Here is a 14,788-nt window from a genome sequence, read left to right on the forward strand (position 1 = left end):
GTCTAGGTGGCGGTTTGTCGGTGGGCCGTCAAAACAGTGTCAAAGAGTCAGTAGTGGTACCACTTCAGCTCCAGCATCACCTCGTTCTGCGCCGTCGCCAGGTGGCTGAACTCACGCGATGCACTTAGCCGCAGGCCCAGGTTGCGGCTGATTTCCCATTGCTGGTTCAGGCTTACACTGCGCCGCACCTCGCCATTGGTGAAGAAATCGCCCTTGGCCTCCAGCGTCATGTTGCCCAGCCCGTTGCGCCACAGCAGCCCGCCGTTGAAACCCGCCGCCGGGGAAATGAACTCGGCGAAGTCGTTGTGGTGCTCCACGCGTACCGTGCCCAGGGCGAAGCCCAGCAGGCCATCGGCCAGTTGCCAGGTACCGCCGGCACCGCCGTTCACATGGCTTACCAGCACCTCGTCGTCATGCTTGCCCGGCACCCGCTCCAGGCCGCCGGTCACTTGCCATGACCACGGCTTGAGCAGCGCGTTGCGCGGCGTCAGGGAGCGAATGGTGGCGAGGTCCAGGCGCTGTACCTGCCAGTCGTTGCCTTCGTACTGGCGCACTTTGAGCTGCAAGATCTCGATCTGCGCGCCCAGCGGGAAGCCGTAGGCGTTGTCGTTGAGGTCGTGATAGGCCATGCGCAGGCCGTACTCGGCGTAGGCGCGGTCTTCCCGCGTGCCGACACCGAGCTGCCAGGTGCGTGAGTCATGGCCATCTTCGGGCAGCCCGGGGCGCTCGATATCCAGCGCTGGCGGCGGGTTGCGGTTGATCGCCCGCAGCAGCTCGAAGCTGCGCGTGGCCTGGCCCGGGTCGCGCTCCTGGCCGTTGGCGCGGTAACGCTCCAGGCGGTAGGCGGCGTCCTGCACCAGCGCCTGGCGCTCGCGCGGCAGGGCGGTGAAGGCCGGGCTTTGCAACTGCGCGGTATCGGCGCTGACCGCCAGTACCTGCTGCTTTTCGTGGGGGGCCAAAGGCTCGGCGCGGGCCAGCAGTTCGCGCTCGCGTGAAGGCCGGTAGTTGACGCTGGCCACCAGGCCAGACTGGCGCACCGCCTTGACCGTGTCGGTGGGGATGGCGGTCAGCGGAAACTGCGAGGTCAGGTCCAGGCTCGGCCGGGCTACTTGCAGCAGTTCCAGCAGGCGGTAGGAGCAGTTCTCGTCGAAGAAGAAGTAATCGAACTGGATCTGCTTGAGCTCCCACACATGCTCGACCATGCGCCCGGTCTCTTGCGGGGTGAGGTCCAGCTTGTACTCCCACAGGTCGCGGTTTTCCAGGCTGCGGTACTCGGACAGCTTCTCTTGGTACGGCATCAGCGCAAACAGGCCTGGATAGCCGCCCATCAGGCCCTTCCAGGCGTACAGGATGCTGTTGTCGCTGCCTTCGATGTAGGCGCCGAAGTTGATCGCGTAGCTCAGCAGCGTGGTGTCGTCGCTGTGGGTGGTGGACTGGTCGATGCGCAGCAGTGTATGGCCGAACATCGACGATGGGCTGTTCAGGTAGGCCGCCGGGAAGATCAGCGCGGCGCTGTGCGGGTCGATCGAGGTGTACCAGGTCTTGAATTCCTGGCAGTCGGGCTGCGGCAGGTCAGTCAGCCCCAGTTGTTCCTTGAGCCAACGGGTGCGTGCCGGAAAGACGCATTGGGCATGCTTGTCGCCCAGGCTGGCCGGCGCATACAGCGCCTGCACCGTGGCCCGCAGCTCCTGGTCGGGGTGGTGCGCGCCATCCTCGGCGAGAAAGAACCGGGTGTCGTCCACATAGCTTCGCCAGCCACCGAGCTTGGCAGTCTCGTAATGGCCCAGGGCGATCCAGTAGGGGGTACTGGCCAGTTGCTGAATACGGCCTTCATCCAGCGCAGGCGCAGCATGAACAGGGGCGCAGGCACACAGCGCCAGGTAAGCGAGGCGTTTGAGCATATCGGGCAACTACTTCTTCACGATGCCGAAAAAAAGGCGAAACCCGCCCCGGAGGTGGGGCGGGGCAAGCTGCACTTAAGCCTCGGTTGCGTACTTGGCCAGGCGTGGGTCGCTCTTCAACACCGCCAGGGTGTTGCTGTGCACGGTTTCGGCCGTGACGTCGGCGCTGCTGAAGATCTGGTTGAAGTGCTGGTGGGTGACCGACTCGAAGTAGGTGCGGTCTTCAGGCGCTACACCCAGTACCACGGCATAGGTGGTCAGAGCCTCGCCCTTGCCCATGGCCATGTCTTCGGACAGTTCGTTCATCATGCCGTTCATGGCAAACCAGGACTTGCCGCCATAGGTCAGCGAAGCCTTGGTGGAGCAGCCGTTGGTGCCAGAGGTCATGCCGAAGGTGGCATTACCGGAGGTACCGTTGGTGGTGGAAGCCAGGAAGTGGGCCGGCGTACCGCGCTGGCCTTCGAACAGCATGTTGCCCCAGCCGCAGTTCGGGCCGCCAGGCGCTTCGGCCATGGCATTGAGGGAGACCACGGTGAACAGAGTACCCAGAAGAATCCGTTTCATAGCATTTGTTCTCTATTTGTCTTAACCAAGGGTCAGGGTTTCTGGCAACTCGGTTGCCAGGCGGGAAAGCTTTTCACCCACCCGCGCAGCTTGGAGTTTAGGCACGATCTAAAGGTTGCGTTGTTGATTGCGAAAAATTTGCCTGAAGCGCTGTGTTATCGCGACTGCGACATAAAGTCCCGCCGAGCCTTGCAAGGCGCGCGCGGGCAGCGCCAGAATGCTGCGTATCCGCCCCGCCGAAGTAAGGAAACCCAATGCCCGATCCTGTCGCTGCGCGCCTGCGTCTTGCGCCTGAAGCCCTGACCCGGCGTTTTTCCCCCGAGCAGTTTGCTTTTACCCACACTGACGATCTGGAGCCGTTTCGAGGTGTCCTGGGCCAGGAGCGAGCAGTCGAGGCCCTGCAATTCGGCGTGGCCATGCCCCGCCCTGGCTACAACGTGTATGTGATGGGCGAGCCCGGCACCGGCCGCTTCTCGTTCGTCAAGCGCTACCTCAAGGCCGAGGGCAAGCGCCAACACACCCCTGCCGACTGGGTATACGTCAACCACTACGAAGACACCCGCGAGCCGCGTGCCCTGGAGCTGCCTTCGGGCACAGCCGGTGAATTCATCACCGACATGAACGGGCTGATCGACAACCTGTTGTCGACCTTCCCGGCGGTGTTCGAGCACCCGTCGTACCAGCAGAAGAAGGGCGCTATCGACCGTGCCTTCAACCAGCGTTATGACCGCGCCCTGGATGTGATCGAGCGCGCTTCGCTGGAAAAAGACGTGGCCCTGTACCGCGACGCCAGTAACGTCGCCTTCACCCCGATGGCCGAAGGCAAGGCGCTGGACGAGGCCGAGTTTGCGCAACTGCCGGAGGCGGTGCGTGAGCAGTTCCACGAAGACATCGCCCTGCTCGAGGAGCGCCTCAACGAAGAGCTGGCCAGCCTGCCGCAGTGGAAGCGTGAGTCGAACAACCAGCTGCGCCAGCTCAACGAAGAAACCATTACCCTGGCCCTGCAGCCGCTGCTGGCGCCGCTGTCGGAAAAGTACGCCGAGAACGCGGCGGTCTGCGCCTACCTGCAGTCGGTGCAGTTGAACCTGCTGCGCACCGTGGTCGAGCAACTGGTCGATGACAGCAAGACCGACGCCGTGGCGCGCAAGATGCTCGAAGAGCAATACGCGCCGAGCCTGGTGGTGGGGCATCACCACGACGGTGGCGCGCCGGTGGTGTTCGAGCCGCACCCGACCTACGACAACCTGTTTGGCCGGATCGAATACAGCACCGACCAGGGCGCGCTGTACACCTCCTACCGCCAGTTGCGCCCGGGGGCGTTGCACCGGGCCAATGGCGGCTTCCTGATTCTTGAAGCCGAGAAGATGCTCGGCGAGCCCTTCGTCTGGGATGCCCTCAAGCGGGCGCTGCAGTCGCGCAAGCTGAAGATGGAGTCGCCGCTGGGCGAGCTGGGCCGGGTGGCGAGCGTCAGCCTGACGCCGCAGATGATCCCGCTCAACGTCAAGCTGGTGATCATCGGCTCGCGTCAGCTCTACTACGCGCTGCAGGACCATGATCCGGACTTCCAGGAAATGTTCCGGGTGCTGGTGGACTTCGACGAAGACATGCCCATGGTCGACGAGAACCTGGAGCAATTTGCCCAGCTCTTGCGTACCCGCACCAACGAAGAAGGCATGGCGCCGCTGACCAGTGACGCCGTGGCGCGCCTGGCCACCTACAGCGCCCGGCTGGCGGAAAACCAGTCGCGGCTGTCGGCACGCATCGGTGACCTGTTCCAGCTAGTCAGTGAGGCCGATTTCATTCGCCAGCTGGCCAGCGACGAGATGACCGACGCCGGGCACATCGAGCGTGCGCTCAAGGCCAAGGCCACCCGCACCGGGCGTGTGTCGCAGCGGGTGCTGGACGACATGCTCGCCGGCATCATCCTGATCGACACCGAAGGCGCGGCCATCGGCAAGTGCAACGGCCTGACGGTGCTGGAGGTGGGTGATTCGGCATTCGGCATGCCGGCGCGTATCTCGGCCACGGTCTACCCCGGCGGCAGCGGCATCGTCGACATCGAGCGTGAGGTCAACCTGGGCCAGCCGATCCACTCCAAGGGCGTGATGATCCTCACCGGCTACCTGGGTAGCCGCTACGCCCAGGAGTTCCCGCTGGCCATTTCGGCGAGCATTGCCCTGGAGCAGTCCTACGGTTACGTCGACGGTGACAGTGCCTCGCTGGGTGAGGTGTGCACGCTGATCTCGGCGTTGTCGCGCACGCCGCTCAAGCAGTGCTTTGCCATCACCGGTTCGATCAACCAGTTCGGTGAAGTGCAGGCGGTGGGTGGGGTCAACGAGAAGATCGAGGGCTTCTTCCGGCTCTGCGAGGCGCGCGGCTTGACCGGCGATCAAGGCGTGATCATCCCGCGTGCCAACGTGGCCACGCTGATGCTCGACGAGCGGGTACTGCAGGCGGTCGAAGGCGGGCAGTTCCACGTGTATGCGGTCAGCCAGGCCGACGAGGCGTTGAGCCTGCTGGTGGGCGAGGAGGCCGGCACGGCGGATGAAAATGGCGAGTTCACCGAGGGCAGCGTCAACGCCCGCGTGGTGGAGCGCCTGCGCGAAATCGCCGAGATGATCAGTGAAGAGGACATCAAAGAGGCAGAAAAGGAACGCCTGGAAGAGGTGATTGCGCAGGCTAAGCCGGCTTAAGTCAATAAACCGGCGCTGGCGGCGATGTGCTACCGTTCAGCGCCGGTTTTCCAACTTTCTGTGCTGTTCCTCTATGCTGGAACTTAGGACGGTATCAGCGTTCAGGATGGAAACAGCCTGAGGGTTTCAGGCTGAACAGGGCTCATTGGAGGGGACGCGGCCATGCGCAACCTCAGCCTTACTCGCCAGTGCCTGGGCCTGGTGACCCGCATCGAATGCAGCATCCGCCCACTGGCCGGCGACAACGGCATGTGGACGCTGCTGTTCGCCGCCGGCATGGCCGGCGAGCAACCTTCGGCCATCAAGGCCCAGGGGCCGTTTCACGGGCCGCTGGTGGCCGAGTCGGTGCTCAATGCCATTGTCGACAGCCTGACGCTACACGGGTATCAGGTTGCCGAAGACCCGCAGATCTGGTGCCTGCACCTGCAGGCCCAGTTGCGTCGCATCAATGGCGAGCGCTGTCGTAACCTGGGGGATTATCAGTTCCATCCGGAAAGCTAGCCGATTGCTGGGGCCGCTGCGCGCCCCTTTCGCGACACAAGGCCGCTCCCACAGCGGTGGCCGGGTGCGGCCTTGTGTCGCGATTGCGCTGCGCAGCGGAGCCGGGCTTTTGCTGCAGCAGGTGGCTGGCTATACTCGCCGTCGCTTTTTTAGTCACCTGACGAGTCCCTACCCTCCATGGAACGTATTCTCGAAAATGCGATGTATGCCTCGCGCTGGCTGCTCGCCCCTATCTACTTCGGCTTGTCCCTCGGGCTGTTGGCCCTGGCCCTGAAGTTCTTCCAGGAAGTCGTTCACGTCCTGCCCAACGTATTTGCCCTGAGCGAAGCCGACCTGATCCTGGTGATCCTGTCGCTGATCGACATGTCGCTGGTGGGTGGCCTGCTGGTGATGGTGATGATTTCCGGCTACGAGAACTTCGTCTCGCAACTGGACATCGACGACAGCAAAGAGAAGCTCAACTGGCTCGGCAAGATGGACTCATCTTCGCTGAAGATGAAAGTTGCTGCCTCGATCGTCGCCATTTCGTCGATTCACCTGCTGCGCGTGTTCATGGACGCACAGAACATCTCCACCGACTATCTGATGTGGTACGTGATCATCCACATGACCTTCGTGGTGTCGGCCTTCTGCATGGGTTACCTGGACAAGCTCACCAAGCACTGAGCCCGCCTGATAGGGTAAAACTGACGAGTGGCGTCAGTTTTACCTTGTGTATTCCCTGGCCCTGTACAAAAAATGAGCACTCATGCGGTTCCCGCTGCGAGGTGCTCTCATGAACCTGCATCAGCTCAATACCGAGGCCAGGGTTGGCCATGTCGACGAACTCAACCTGATCGCCATCGAAGGTGGTGATTACCTGCTTGAGGCCCGGGTCAAGGGCCGTGCGCATCCGCTTTCCGACAGCCGCGGGCAACGCTTGCGCGTGCACTCCGTGGAAGAAGCGCGTGACCTGCTCAAAGCCCTTCCATTGCTGTCACTGAACCTGTTGCACTGGTCAGTGCAGGACGAAATGTGCGGCATGGGCACGCACCCCGAAGAAGACCTGAAAGTACCGATTTCCCAGCGTTCGGCCTGGTAGCTGCTCCAGGCGCCCCATTGTGCTAGGCTGCTCGCCCTTTTCATCAAGGGCGCGGCTTCACTGCGCCCTGCAGTGGAGCACGACAATGTCCGAACTCAACCTGTCTACCGACGAAACCCGCGTCAGCTACGGCATCGGCCGTCAGCTGGGTGGCCAACTGCGTGACAACCCGCCACCAGGCGTCAGCCTGGACGCCATCCTGGCCGGCCTGACCGACGCCTTCAACGGCGCCGACAGCCGCGTCAGCGAAGCCGACCTGTCGGCCAGCTTCAAGGTCATCCGCGACATCATGCAAGCCGAGGCAGCTGCCAAGGCTGAAGCAGCGGCTGGTGCCGGCAAGGAATTCCTGGCCGAAAACGCCAAGCGCGAAGGCATCACCACCCTGGCTTCGGGCCTGCAGTTCGAAGTGCTGACCGCAGGTGAAGGCGCCAAGCCGACCCGCGAAAGCAACGTGCGCACCCACTACCACGGCACCCTGATCGATGGCACCGTGTTCGACAGCTCCTACGAGCGTGGCCAGCCGGCTGAATTCCCGGTAGGCGGCGTGATCGCTGGCTGGACCGAAGCCCTGCAGCTGATGAACGCTGGCAGCAAATGGCGCCTGTACGTGCCGAGCGAGCTGGCCTACGGCGCCCAAGGCGTTGGCAGCATCCCGCCGCACAGCGTACTGGTGTTCGACGTCGAGCTGCTCGACGTTCTGTAATGCCTATGGGGCCGGCTTAGCCGGCCTCAGTTCCAATCCGTCCCCCCAGGGCGCAACGCCCGCGCATAGCAGAACAGAAACAAATTCCGCACCAGCTCCTTGAGCACCCCAGGCTCACTCGAATTCAGCCCGCTCATGTCCAGGTCGCCCTGGTCGCGCAGTTCATCAAGGGCTTCTTCTTCAAGCACCGCGCACACTTCGCCGGTCTCGCGATGCAAGATGCGCAGGTAAGGGTGAGGGCGGTCCAGCCAGGCGTCGATCAGATAGGTCATGGCTATTCTCCTTGGATAGCAGTTCCAATGAGAATAATTCTTATTATCAAAATAGCAAGGGTCTATTGGCGTATTTTTGCCGAATGGTGCAGTGACCCTGTTGCAGGATCTGTCAGGGCCACCAGAAAGGTAGCCCCGTCGCACCCGAGGGTCAGACCTTGCGCACGAACTCGGACTTCAGCTTCATGGCGCCGATGCCGTCGATCTTGCAATCGATGTCGTGGTCGCCGTCGCACAGGCGGATGTTCTTGACCTTGGTGCCGACCTTGACCACCAGGGACGAGCCCTTGACCTTGAGGTCCTTGATGACGGTGACCGTGTCGCCGTCCTGCAGCACATTGCCGACCGAATCCTTTTTCACCACGTCATCGCTGGCGGCATCGGCTTCGCCGTTGGCCGACCACTCGTGCGCGCACTCGGGGCAGATCAGCTGGGTGCCATCCTCGTAGGTGTATTCGGAATTGCATTTGGGGCAGGGCGGCAAAGTGCTCACTTCGGTTCCTTAAACAGACAGGCAGTTGAAAAGGCCTATATTGTATAAGGTTTTCTCTGTGAAGTGTTTTGTCCTTGCAAAAGCATCGCGGGCAAGCCCGCTCCTACATGGACCTGTAGGAGCGGGCTTGCCCGCGATGAAGGTGGCGCGATGTTAGTGCGTACGCGCTACCGCAAACTCGCTCAGCTCGATCAACGCATTGCGATATTCACTGGCCGGCAGCACTTCCAGGCACTCGATGGCCCGCTTCACGTAGTCACGGGCCATCTGCGCGGTGTAGTCAAGCGCGCCCGAGGCTTCGACCGCTGCACGGATCTGCTCGAGGTCTTCAAGGCCACCCTTCTGGATCGCCTGGCGCACCAGCGCAGCCTGTTCAGGCGTGCCTTCGCGCATGGTGTAGATCAGCGGCAGGGTCGGCTTGCCCTCGGCCAGGTCGTCACCGACGTTCTTGCCCAGGGTCTGCGAGTCACCCTTGTAGTCCAGCAGGTCGTCGACCAGCTGGAAGGCCACACCCAGGTGGTCGCCGAAGGTGCGCAGGGCTTCGCGCTGCGCGTCGCTGGCGCCGGCCAGCGCGGCGGCGCTGTGGGTCGAGGCCTCGAACAGCATGGCGGTCTTGCCGCGGATGACCTCCATGTACACTTCTTCCGTGGTGCTGGCATCGCGCACGCGCGACAGCTGCAGCACTTCACCCTCGGCGATGACGCGGGTGGCCTTGGAGAGGATCTGCATGACCGGCATCGAACCCAGTTCGACCATCATTTCGAACGAGCGCGAATAAAGGAAGTCGCCCACCAGCACGCTCGGTGCGTTGCCCCACAGTGCATTGGCGGTGGAACGGCCGCGGCGCATGCCGGACATGTCGACCACGTCGTCGTGCAGCAAGGTGGCGGTGTGCAGGAACTCGATGGTCGCTGCCAGCAGGCGCAGGTCGTCGCCTTCGCGGCCCAGGGCCTTGCCACACAGCAGGACCAGCAGGGGACGCAGGCGCTTGCCACCGGCCGACGTGATATAGTCGCCGATCTTCGATACCAGCGGCACGCGCGAGGTCAGCTGCTTCTTGATGATCTCGTCGACGGCGCTGAAATCATCAGCCACCGCGCGGTAGAAGGTTTGGGGTTGCATCGGCTGCTCCATTAACGTTGCGCGGCATGCTAGGTCGCGGGTCCCGGTGTGTCAAGGCGCGGTGCCAGCGCCACGGGGGCGGTACTTGCAAGCAAAACCGGGGTTGCGTACAATCGCGCACCCTAACTTCCTGGGCAGCACCTGCCTTACGCAATTGCACCGGGCCGTTCCAGCCCCATGCAGCCATGCCAGCCAATACTCATCATATAAAGCGCTGGGTGAGCAGGATTATCGGAGAAATACCCATGTCTTACGCAGTAATCGTTACCGGCGGCAAGCAGTACAAAGTCGCTGAAGGTGAATTCCTCAAGATCGAAAAACTGGAAGTCGCCACTGGCGAATCCGTGACTTTCGATCGCGTTCTGCTGGTTGCCAACGGTGAAGAAGTCACCATCGGCGCTCCAGTCGTCGCCGGCGCTAAAGTTGTTGCTGAAGTCGTTTCGCAAGGCCGTCACGATAAAGTCCGCATCATCAAGTTCCGTCGTCGTAAGCACCACATGAAGCGTATGGGCCACCGCCAGTGGTTCACCGAGATCAAAATCACCGGCATCCAGGCTTAATCCCCTAGATCCCCTGAATTTATTTGGAGAATTGAACCATGGCTCACAAGAAGGCTGGTGGTAGTACCCGTAACGGTCGCGACTCAGAATCGAAACGCCTTGGCGTGAAGATGTATGGCAGCCAGGTCGTCAAGGCCGGCAACATCATCGTCCGTCAGCGCGGCACCCAGTTCCACGCCGGCTACGGCGTTGGCATGGGCAAGGATCACACCCTGTTCGCCAAGATCGAAGGCGTGATCAAGTTCGAGAAGAAAGGCGAGTTCAACCGCCGTTACGTGAGCATCGTCGCAGCCTAATCGCGACGTCGCTCCAGAAGCCCCGTCATGCGACGGGGCTTTTTCGTTTGTGGTGAGCCTCTTGCAAAGCTGTTTGTATGGGCTGCCGGCGTGGGTTTCTACGGTCGTACGGGGCCGCCGCGCTCATTTTTGCAAGAGCCTCAGGTTTTTTAAGTATTCAGCTCGTCGGAAGACGAGGGGCGGTTTTAATGAAGTTTGTTGACGAAGTATCGATTCGAGTCAAAGCCGGTGACGGCGGTAACGGTTGCATGAGCTTCCGTCGCGAAAAATTCATCGAAAACGGTGGGCCTAACGGCGGCGACGGTGGTGACGGCGGTTCGGTGTACATGGTTGCCGACGAAAACCTCAACACCCTGGTCGACTACCGCTACACCCGTCACCATGAGGCCCAGCGGGGCGCCAATGGTGGCAGCACCGACTGCACCGGCAAGAAGGGTGAAGACCTGTTCCTGCGGGTGCCGGTCGGCACCACGGTGATCGACGCCACCACCCAGGAAGTGATCGGTGACCTGATCACCCCTGGCCAGAAGCTGATGGTCGCCCAAGGCGGCTGGCACGGCCTGGGCAACACCCGCTTCAAGTCGAGCACCAACCGTGCGCCGCGTCAGACCACCCCGGGCAAGCCAGGTGATCAGCGCGACCTGAAAATGGAAATGAAGGTCCTGGCCGACGTCGGCCTGCTCGGCCTGCCAAACGCTGGCAAGAGCACCTTCATCCGTTCGGTGTCGGCTGCCAAGCCGAAAGTCGCCGACTACCCGTTCACCACTCTGGTGCCGAACCTGGGCGTGGTCAGCGTCGACCGCTGGAAGAGCTTCGTCATTGCCGACATCCCCGGCCTGATCGAAGGCGCATCCGACGGTGCCGGCCTGGGTATCCGCTTCCTCAAGCACCTGGCGCGTACCCGCGTGCTGCTGCACCTGGTCGACATGGCGCCGCTGGACGAAAGCAGCCCGGCCGATGCCGCAGAAGTGATCGTCAACGAGCTGACCCGCTTCAGCCCGTCGCTGGCCGAGCGTGAGCGCTGGCTGGTGCTGAACAAGTCTGACATGGTCATGGACGACGAGCGCGACGAGCGGGTCAAGGAAGTGGTCGAGCGCTTGCAGTGGGAAGGCCCGGTCTACGTGATCTCGGCCATCTCCAAGCAGGGCACCGACAAGCTCAGCCACGACCTGATGCGCTACCTCGAAGACCGCGCCGACCGCCTGGCCAACGACCCGGTCTTCGCCGCCGAGCTGGCCGACCTCGACCAGCGCATCGAAGACGAAGCCCGCGCCCAGCTGCAGGCTCTGGACGACGCCCGTACCCTGCGTCGCACAGGCGTCAAGAGCGTCCACGACATCGGCGACGATGACGGTTGGGACGATGATTTCGAGGACGACGAAGACGGCCCGGAAATCATTTACGTGCGCGACTGACCGGTTGCAGTACACTAAACGCCGCTCTCTGGAGCGGCGTTTTTGTATCCACTGTATCTACAGATTCGACATAGGTTGGAAGAAGATGCGAAGCAAGGTGACGGGCGCCAAGCGCTGGGTCGTGAAGATTGGCAGTGCGCTGCTGACCGCCGATGGCAAAGGCCTGGATCGCGGCGCAATGGCCGTTTGGGTCGAGCAGATGGTCGCGCTGCGTGAGGCAGGCGTGGAGTTGGTGCTGGTCTCTTCGGGGGCAGTGGCAGCGGGCATGAGCCAGCTGGGCTGGACCTCGCGACCGAGCGCGATGAACGAGCTGCAGGCCGCCGCTTCGATCGGCCAGATGCGCCTGGTGCAGGCCTGGGAGTCGAGCTTCGGCGAGCACGGCAAGCACACCGCGCAGATCCTCCTGACCCATGACGACCTGTCCGACCGCAAACGTTACCTGAACGCGCGCAGCACCCTGCGCACGTTGGTCGACCTCGGCGTGGTGCCGGTGATCAACGAAAACGACACCGTGGTCACCGACGAGATCCGCTTCGGCGACAACGACACTTTGGCCGCGCTGGTGGCCAACCTGGTGGAAGCCGACCTGCTGGTGATTCTCACCGACCGCGACGGCATGTTCGACGCCGACCCGCGCAACAACCCCGAAGCCCAACTGATCTATGAAGCCCGTGCCGACGACCCGGCGCTCGACGCCGTGGCCGGTGGCACCGGTGGCGCGCTGGGCCGTGGCGGTATGCAGACCAAGCTGCGCGCCGCACGCCTGGCGGCACGTTCCGGTGCGCATACCATCATCATCGGTGGCCGCATCGAGCGCGTGCTTGATCGCCTCAAGGGTGGTGAGCGCCTGGGCACCTTGCTGTCGCCTGAACGCGGCATGCTCGCTGCGCGCAAGCAGTGGCTGGCCGGGCACCTGCAAACCCGTGGCACGCTGGTGCTCGACGCCGGCGCCGTGCAGGCACTGCGCCAGGCCAACAAGAGCCTGTTGCCGGTTGGCGTGAAGACCGTGCAGGGCAGTTTCCGCCGTGGCGAGATGGTGGTTTGCGTCGGCCCGGACGGCCTTGAAGTGGCCCGCGGCCTGGCCAACTACAGCGCCCTCGAAGCGCAGAAAATCATCGGCCAGTCGTCCGATGCCATCGAGGCCCTGCTCGGTTACAGCGCCGAGCCGGAGCTGGTGCACCGCGACAACCTGGTGCTGGTATGAATAGGTTCAAGCGGGTGATTGCCGTGGCGGCATTGGCACTGCCGATGCTGGCCGCAGCGGAAGAGGTTGGCCAGGTGTCGACCGTGTTCAAGTTCCTCGGGCCGAACGACCGCATTGTGGTCGAGGCTTTTGATGACCCCAAGGTCGAGGGTGTGACGTGCTACCTGTCGCGCGCCAAGACGGGCGGTATGAAGGGCGGCCTGGGCCTGGCTGAGGACCGTGCCGAGGCGTCGATTGCCTGCCGTCAGGTGGGGCCGATCAACTTCAAGGGTGAGCTCAAAGACGGCGAAGAAGTGTTCAAGGAACGCACCTCGCTGGTGTTCAAGACCATGCAGGTGGTGCGCTTCCTCGACAAGAAGCGCAATACCTTGGTGTACCTGGTGTATAGCGACCGCATGATCGAAGGCAGCCCGCAGAATGCGGTGACGGCGATTCCGATCTTGCCTTGGGCTCATTGATAGGCCGGTGAAAGTTGGGAGGCCTTTGGCCTCCTTTCGCGGGGCAAGCCCGCTCCCACAAAATGGACTGCCCCCAAAAAGTTGGACAGTTCTATGCTGCCGCCTGGGTCCTGTACTCGACAGGGCTCAGGCCATTGAGCCTCAGCTTGATGCGGTCATGGTTGTAGTAGTGGATGTACTCATCCAAGCCCGCTTTCAATTCATCAACATTCTCAAACCGCTTGAGGTAGAAAAATTCTGACTTGAGCGTGCCGAAGAAGCTTTCCATAGCTGCATTATCTAGGCAATTGCCTTTACGAGACATGCTCTGCTTCACTCCACAACTGCGCAGTTTCTGGCGATACTGAGCCTGCTGGTACTGCCACCCCTGATCGGTGTGGAGCACGAGTTTCGGCTTCTCCCCCAGGGTCTTGAGTGCCTTGTCGAGCATGTTCCCAACCAGGCTGTACTGTGGGCGACTGGCCGTCTCGTAGGCGATGATTTCCCCGTTATACAAATCCATCACAGGCGAAAGATAGAGCTTCTGTTGCGCCACCTTGAACTCGGTTACGTCACTCACCCATTTCTGGTTGGGGCGCTGGGCGACGAAATTACGCTCCAGCAGATTCATCGCTATCTTGCCGACAGTACCTCGGTACGACCGATATTTCTTGGGTCGCACCAGTGACTTCAGACCCAGCCCAGTCATCAGTTTCTCAACGACCTTCTTGTTGACTAGCGGCCCCTCTTTTCTGATTGCTAGTGCAACGCGCCGATACCCGTAACGCCCCTTCTCTTTGTGATAGACCTGCCGAATTCTCTCTTTAAGCTCCGCGTATTTATCCGGCTTCTGTTGGCTCTGTACCTGGTAGTAAAAAGTGCTGCGAGCCAGTCCGATCAGCCGCAGCAGGTCAGGCAAAGGGAATCTACGTTTGAGTTTGGAAACGATCAGGACTTTTTCGCCGGTATTCGTTCCTTTTCCTCGCGCAGAGCCTTGAGCTCCTTTAGGACAGCGTTCTCCATGCGCAGATACTCAAGCTCAGCCATCAGCTGGTCTCTGGGCTTTTGCGAATCGTCGGTATCTGTGGGCTTTGCTGGTTTAATCTTCTTCGGCACTTTAATCGGCTTTTTCTGGCGGATGACAGGGGCTACAGGGCTACCACTGTAGTACTGCCGCTGCCAGTTGCCTATCTGCGAGGACTGGCCGAGGCCAAAATGCGCAGCGGTTTGGCGAAGAGAGAGACGATGCTCGTGCATGTGGCTCAGCACTTGGCGCTTGAAGTCGTCGTCATAGCGCTGCCCGTGCGAGCGCGGACTAAGGCTGGACTTGCTCTGATAGCTGGAGACCCACCGGCGCAGCAGACTGACGTCGATACCGAAACGCTGGGCTACTTTTCGGAAGCCATCGCTACCATCTAGGTAGGCTGAGATGGCTGTGAGTTTGAACTGCTCTGTGTATTTGCCCATCGGTCCCCCCAAGGGTTGGATTTTTTGTCCAACTTCTTGGGGGCAGTCCAAATTCAGCACAGTCATCACAGGCGGCGGG

16 protein-coding genes are annotated in these 14,788 nt (G+C 61.7%); 10 read left to right on the forward strand and 6 right to left on the reverse strand.

What is annotated here, in order from left to right:
- Positions 1 to 47 precede the first annotated feature (47 nt).
- Positions 48 to 1,901, reverse strand: a complete 1,854-nt coding sequence (locus LJX93_RS03440; RefSeq protein WP_033701384.1) for a DUF4105 domain-containing protein — start codon at positions 1,899 to 1,901, stop codon at positions 48 to 50.
- 75 nt (positions 1,902 to 1,976) lie between these two features.
- Positions 1,977 to 2,465, reverse strand: a complete 489-nt coding sequence (locus LJX93_RS03445) for a DUF3015 domain-containing protein (protein WP_033701382.1) — start codon at positions 2,463 to 2,465, stop codon at positions 1,977 to 1,979.
- Between the two features lie 254 nt (positions 2,466 to 2,719).
- On the opposite strand from LJX93_RS03445, the gene LJX93_RS03450 reads away from it, so the two are divergent.
- From LJX93_RS03450 to LJX93_RS03470, 5 genes are all read left to right on the forward strand, one after another.
- Positions 2,720 to 5,158 carry a Lon protease family protein gene (locus LJX93_RS03450; protein WP_033701381.1) on the forward strand — a complete coding sequence of 813 codons (2,439 nt, stop codon included), beginning with the start codon at positions 2,720 to 2,722 and terminating at the stop codon, positions 5,156 to 5,158.
- A 162-nt stretch (positions 5,159 to 5,320) separates the two neighbouring features.
- Complete coding sequence (locus LJX93_RS03455) at positions 5,321 to 5,659, forward strand: hypothetical protein (RefSeq protein ID WP_016713353.1); 339 nt, start codon at positions 5,321 to 5,323, stop codon at positions 5,657 to 5,659.
- 177 nt (positions 5,660 to 5,836) lie between these two features.
- The gene (locus LJX93_RS03460) at positions 5,837 to 6,325 is read left to right on the forward strand and encodes a TIGR00645 family protein (RefSeq protein WP_016501546.1); all 489 of its coding nucleotides are present in this window, start codon (positions 5,837 to 5,839) and stop codon (positions 6,323 to 6,325) included.
- Positions 6,326 to 6,434: 109 nt separating this feature from the next.
- Entirely contained in the window at positions 6,435 to 6,740 is a 306-nt protein-coding gene (locus LJX93_RS03465) for a DUF6482 family protein (protein ID WP_033701379.1), read from the forward strand.
- Between the two features lie 85 nt (positions 6,741 to 6,825).
- Entirely contained in the window at positions 6,826 to 7,443 is a 618-nt protein-coding gene (locus tag LJX93_RS03470) for an FKBP-type peptidyl-prolyl cis-trans isomerase (RefSeq protein ID WP_033701378.1), read from the forward strand.
- Between the two features lie 26 nt (positions 7,444 to 7,469).
- Here the strand turns inward: LJX93_RS03470 and LJX93_RS03475 are convergent, their stop codons facing one another.
- The 3 genes from LJX93_RS03475 to LJX93_RS03485 form a co-directional block, all read right to left on the reverse strand.
- Positions 7,470 to 7,715: a hypothetical protein gene (locus LJX93_RS03475; RefSeq protein WP_003256316.1), complete on the reverse strand. Its 246-nt coding sequence runs from the start codon at positions 7,713 to 7,715 to the stop codon at positions 7,470 to 7,472.
- Positions 7,716 to 7,866: 151 nt separating this feature from the next.
- Positions 7,867 to 8,208, reverse strand: a complete 342-nt coding sequence (locus LJX93_RS03480; protein ID WP_033701376.1) for a zinc ribbon domain-containing protein YjdM — start codon at positions 8,206 to 8,208, stop codon at positions 7,867 to 7,869.
- Positions 8,209 to 8,361: 153 nt separating this feature from the next.
- A complete protein-coding gene (locus LJX93_RS03485) occupies positions 8,362 to 9,330 on the reverse strand; it encodes a polyprenyl synthetase family protein (RefSeq protein ID WP_227696756.1) in 969 nt (322 codons plus the stop codon).
- Between the two features lie 245 nt (positions 9,331 to 9,575).
- Here LJX93_RS03485 and rplU point away from each other — a divergent pair, with 245 nt between their 5' ends.
- The 5 genes from rplU to LJX93_RS03510 all read left to right on the forward strand — a co-directional run bounded on the left by rplU (position 9,576) and on the right by LJX93_RS03510 (position 13,263).
- Entirely contained in the window at positions 9,576 to 9,890 is a 315-nt protein-coding gene (rplU, locus tag LJX93_RS03490) for a 50S ribosomal protein L21 (RefSeq protein WP_003247466.1), read from the forward strand.
- A 38-nt stretch (positions 9,891 to 9,928) separates the two neighbouring features.
- Positions 9,929 to 10,186: a 50S ribosomal protein L27 gene (gene rpmA, locus LJX93_RS03495; RefSeq protein ID WP_008092023.1), complete on the forward strand. Its 258-nt coding sequence runs from the start codon at positions 9,929 to 9,931 to the stop codon at positions 10,184 to 10,186.
- Between the two features lie 188 nt (positions 10,187 to 10,374).
- The gene (gene cgtA / locus LJX93_RS03500; RefSeq protein ID WP_033701372.1) at positions 10,375 to 11,601 is read left to right on the forward strand and encodes an Obg family GTPase CgtA; all 1,227 of its coding nucleotides are present in this window, start codon (positions 10,375 to 10,377) and stop codon (positions 11,599 to 11,601) included.
- Positions 11,602 to 11,686: 85 nt separating this feature from the next.
- Complete coding sequence (gene proB, locus LJX93_RS03505; protein ID WP_033701371.1) at positions 11,687 to 12,805, forward strand: glutamate 5-kinase; 1,119 nt, start codon at positions 11,687 to 11,689, stop codon at positions 12,803 to 12,805.
- The gene (locus tag LJX93_RS03510; RefSeq protein ID WP_047582786.1) at positions 12,802 to 13,263 is read left to right on the forward strand and encodes a CreA family protein; all 462 of its coding nucleotides are present in this window, start codon (positions 12,802 to 12,804) and stop codon (positions 13,261 to 13,263) included. The genes proB and LJX93_RS03510 overlap by 4 nt, the downstream gene beginning before the upstream one ends.
- A 91-nt stretch (positions 13,264 to 13,354) precedes the next feature.
- Here the strand turns inward: LJX93_RS03510 and LJX93_RS03515 are convergent.
- A protein-coding gene (locus tag LJX93_RS03515) for an IS3 family transposase (RefSeq protein WP_186666575.1) occupies positions 13,355 to 14,709 on the reverse strand; the annotation gives its coding sequence in 2 pieces (ribosomal slippage) (positions 13,355 to 14,236 and positions 14,239 to 14,709; 1,353 coding nt in all).
- Positions 14,710 to 14,788: the final 79 nt, after the last annotated feature.

Source organism: Pseudomonas sp. HN2-3 (assembly GCF_020691745.1).
GTDB lineage: Bacteria > Pseudomonadota > Gammaproteobacteria > Pseudomonadales > Pseudomonadaceae > Aquipseudomonas > Aquipseudomonas capeferrum.

Coding starts and splice junctions, on each gene's coding strand:
- LJX93_RS03440 (WP_033701384.1), bottom strand. CDS start 1,901: ATGCTCAAACGCCTCGCTTACCTGGCGCTGTGTGCCTGCGCCCCTGTT.
- LJX93_RS03445 (WP_033701382.1), bottom strand. CDS start 2,465: ATGAAACGGATTCTTCTGGGTACTCTGTTCACCGTGGTCTCCCTCAAT.
- LJX93_RS03450 (WP_033701381.1), top strand. CDS start 2,720: ATGCCCGATCCTGTCGCTGCGCGCCTGCGTCTTGCGCCTGAAGCCCTG.
- LJX93_RS03455 (WP_016713353.1), top strand. CDS start 5,321: ATGCGCAACCTCAGCCTTACTCGCCAGTGCCTGGGCCTGGTGACCCGC.
- LJX93_RS03460 (WP_016501546.1), top strand. CDS start 5,837: ATGGAACGTATTCTCGAAAATGCGATGTATGCCTCGCGCTGGCTGCTC.
- LJX93_RS03465 (WP_033701379.1), top strand. CDS start 6,435: ATGAACCTGCATCAGCTCAATACCGAGGCCAGGGTTGGCCATGTCGAC.
- LJX93_RS03470 (WP_033701378.1), top strand. CDS start 6,826: ATGTCCGAACTCAACCTGTCTACCGACGAAACCCGCGTCAGCTACGGC.
- LJX93_RS03475 (WP_003256316.1), bottom strand. CDS start 7,715: ATGACCTATCTGATCGACGCCTGGCTGGACCGCCCTCACCCTTACCTG.
- LJX93_RS03485 (WP_227696756.1), bottom strand. CDS start 9,330: ATGCAACCCCAAACCTTCTACCGCGCGGTGGCTGATGATTTCAGCGCC.
- rplU (WP_003247466.1), top strand. CDS start 9,576: ATGTCTTACGCAGTAATCGTTACCGGCGGCAAGCAGTACAAAGTCGCT.
- rpmA (WP_008092023.1), top strand. CDS start 9,929: ATGGCTCACAAGAAGGCTGGTGGTAGTACCCGTAACGGTCGCGACTCA.
- cgtA (WP_033701372.1), top strand. CDS start 10,375: ATGAAGTTTGTTGACGAAGTATCGATTCGAGTCAAAGCCGGTGACGGC.
- proB (WP_033701371.1), top strand. CDS start 11,687: ATGCGAAGCAAGGTGACGGGCGCCAAGCGCTGGGTCGTGAAGATTGGC.
- LJX93_RS03510 (WP_047582786.1), top strand. CDS start 12,802: ATGAATAGGTTCAAGCGGGTGATTGCCGTGGCGGCATTGGCACTGCCG.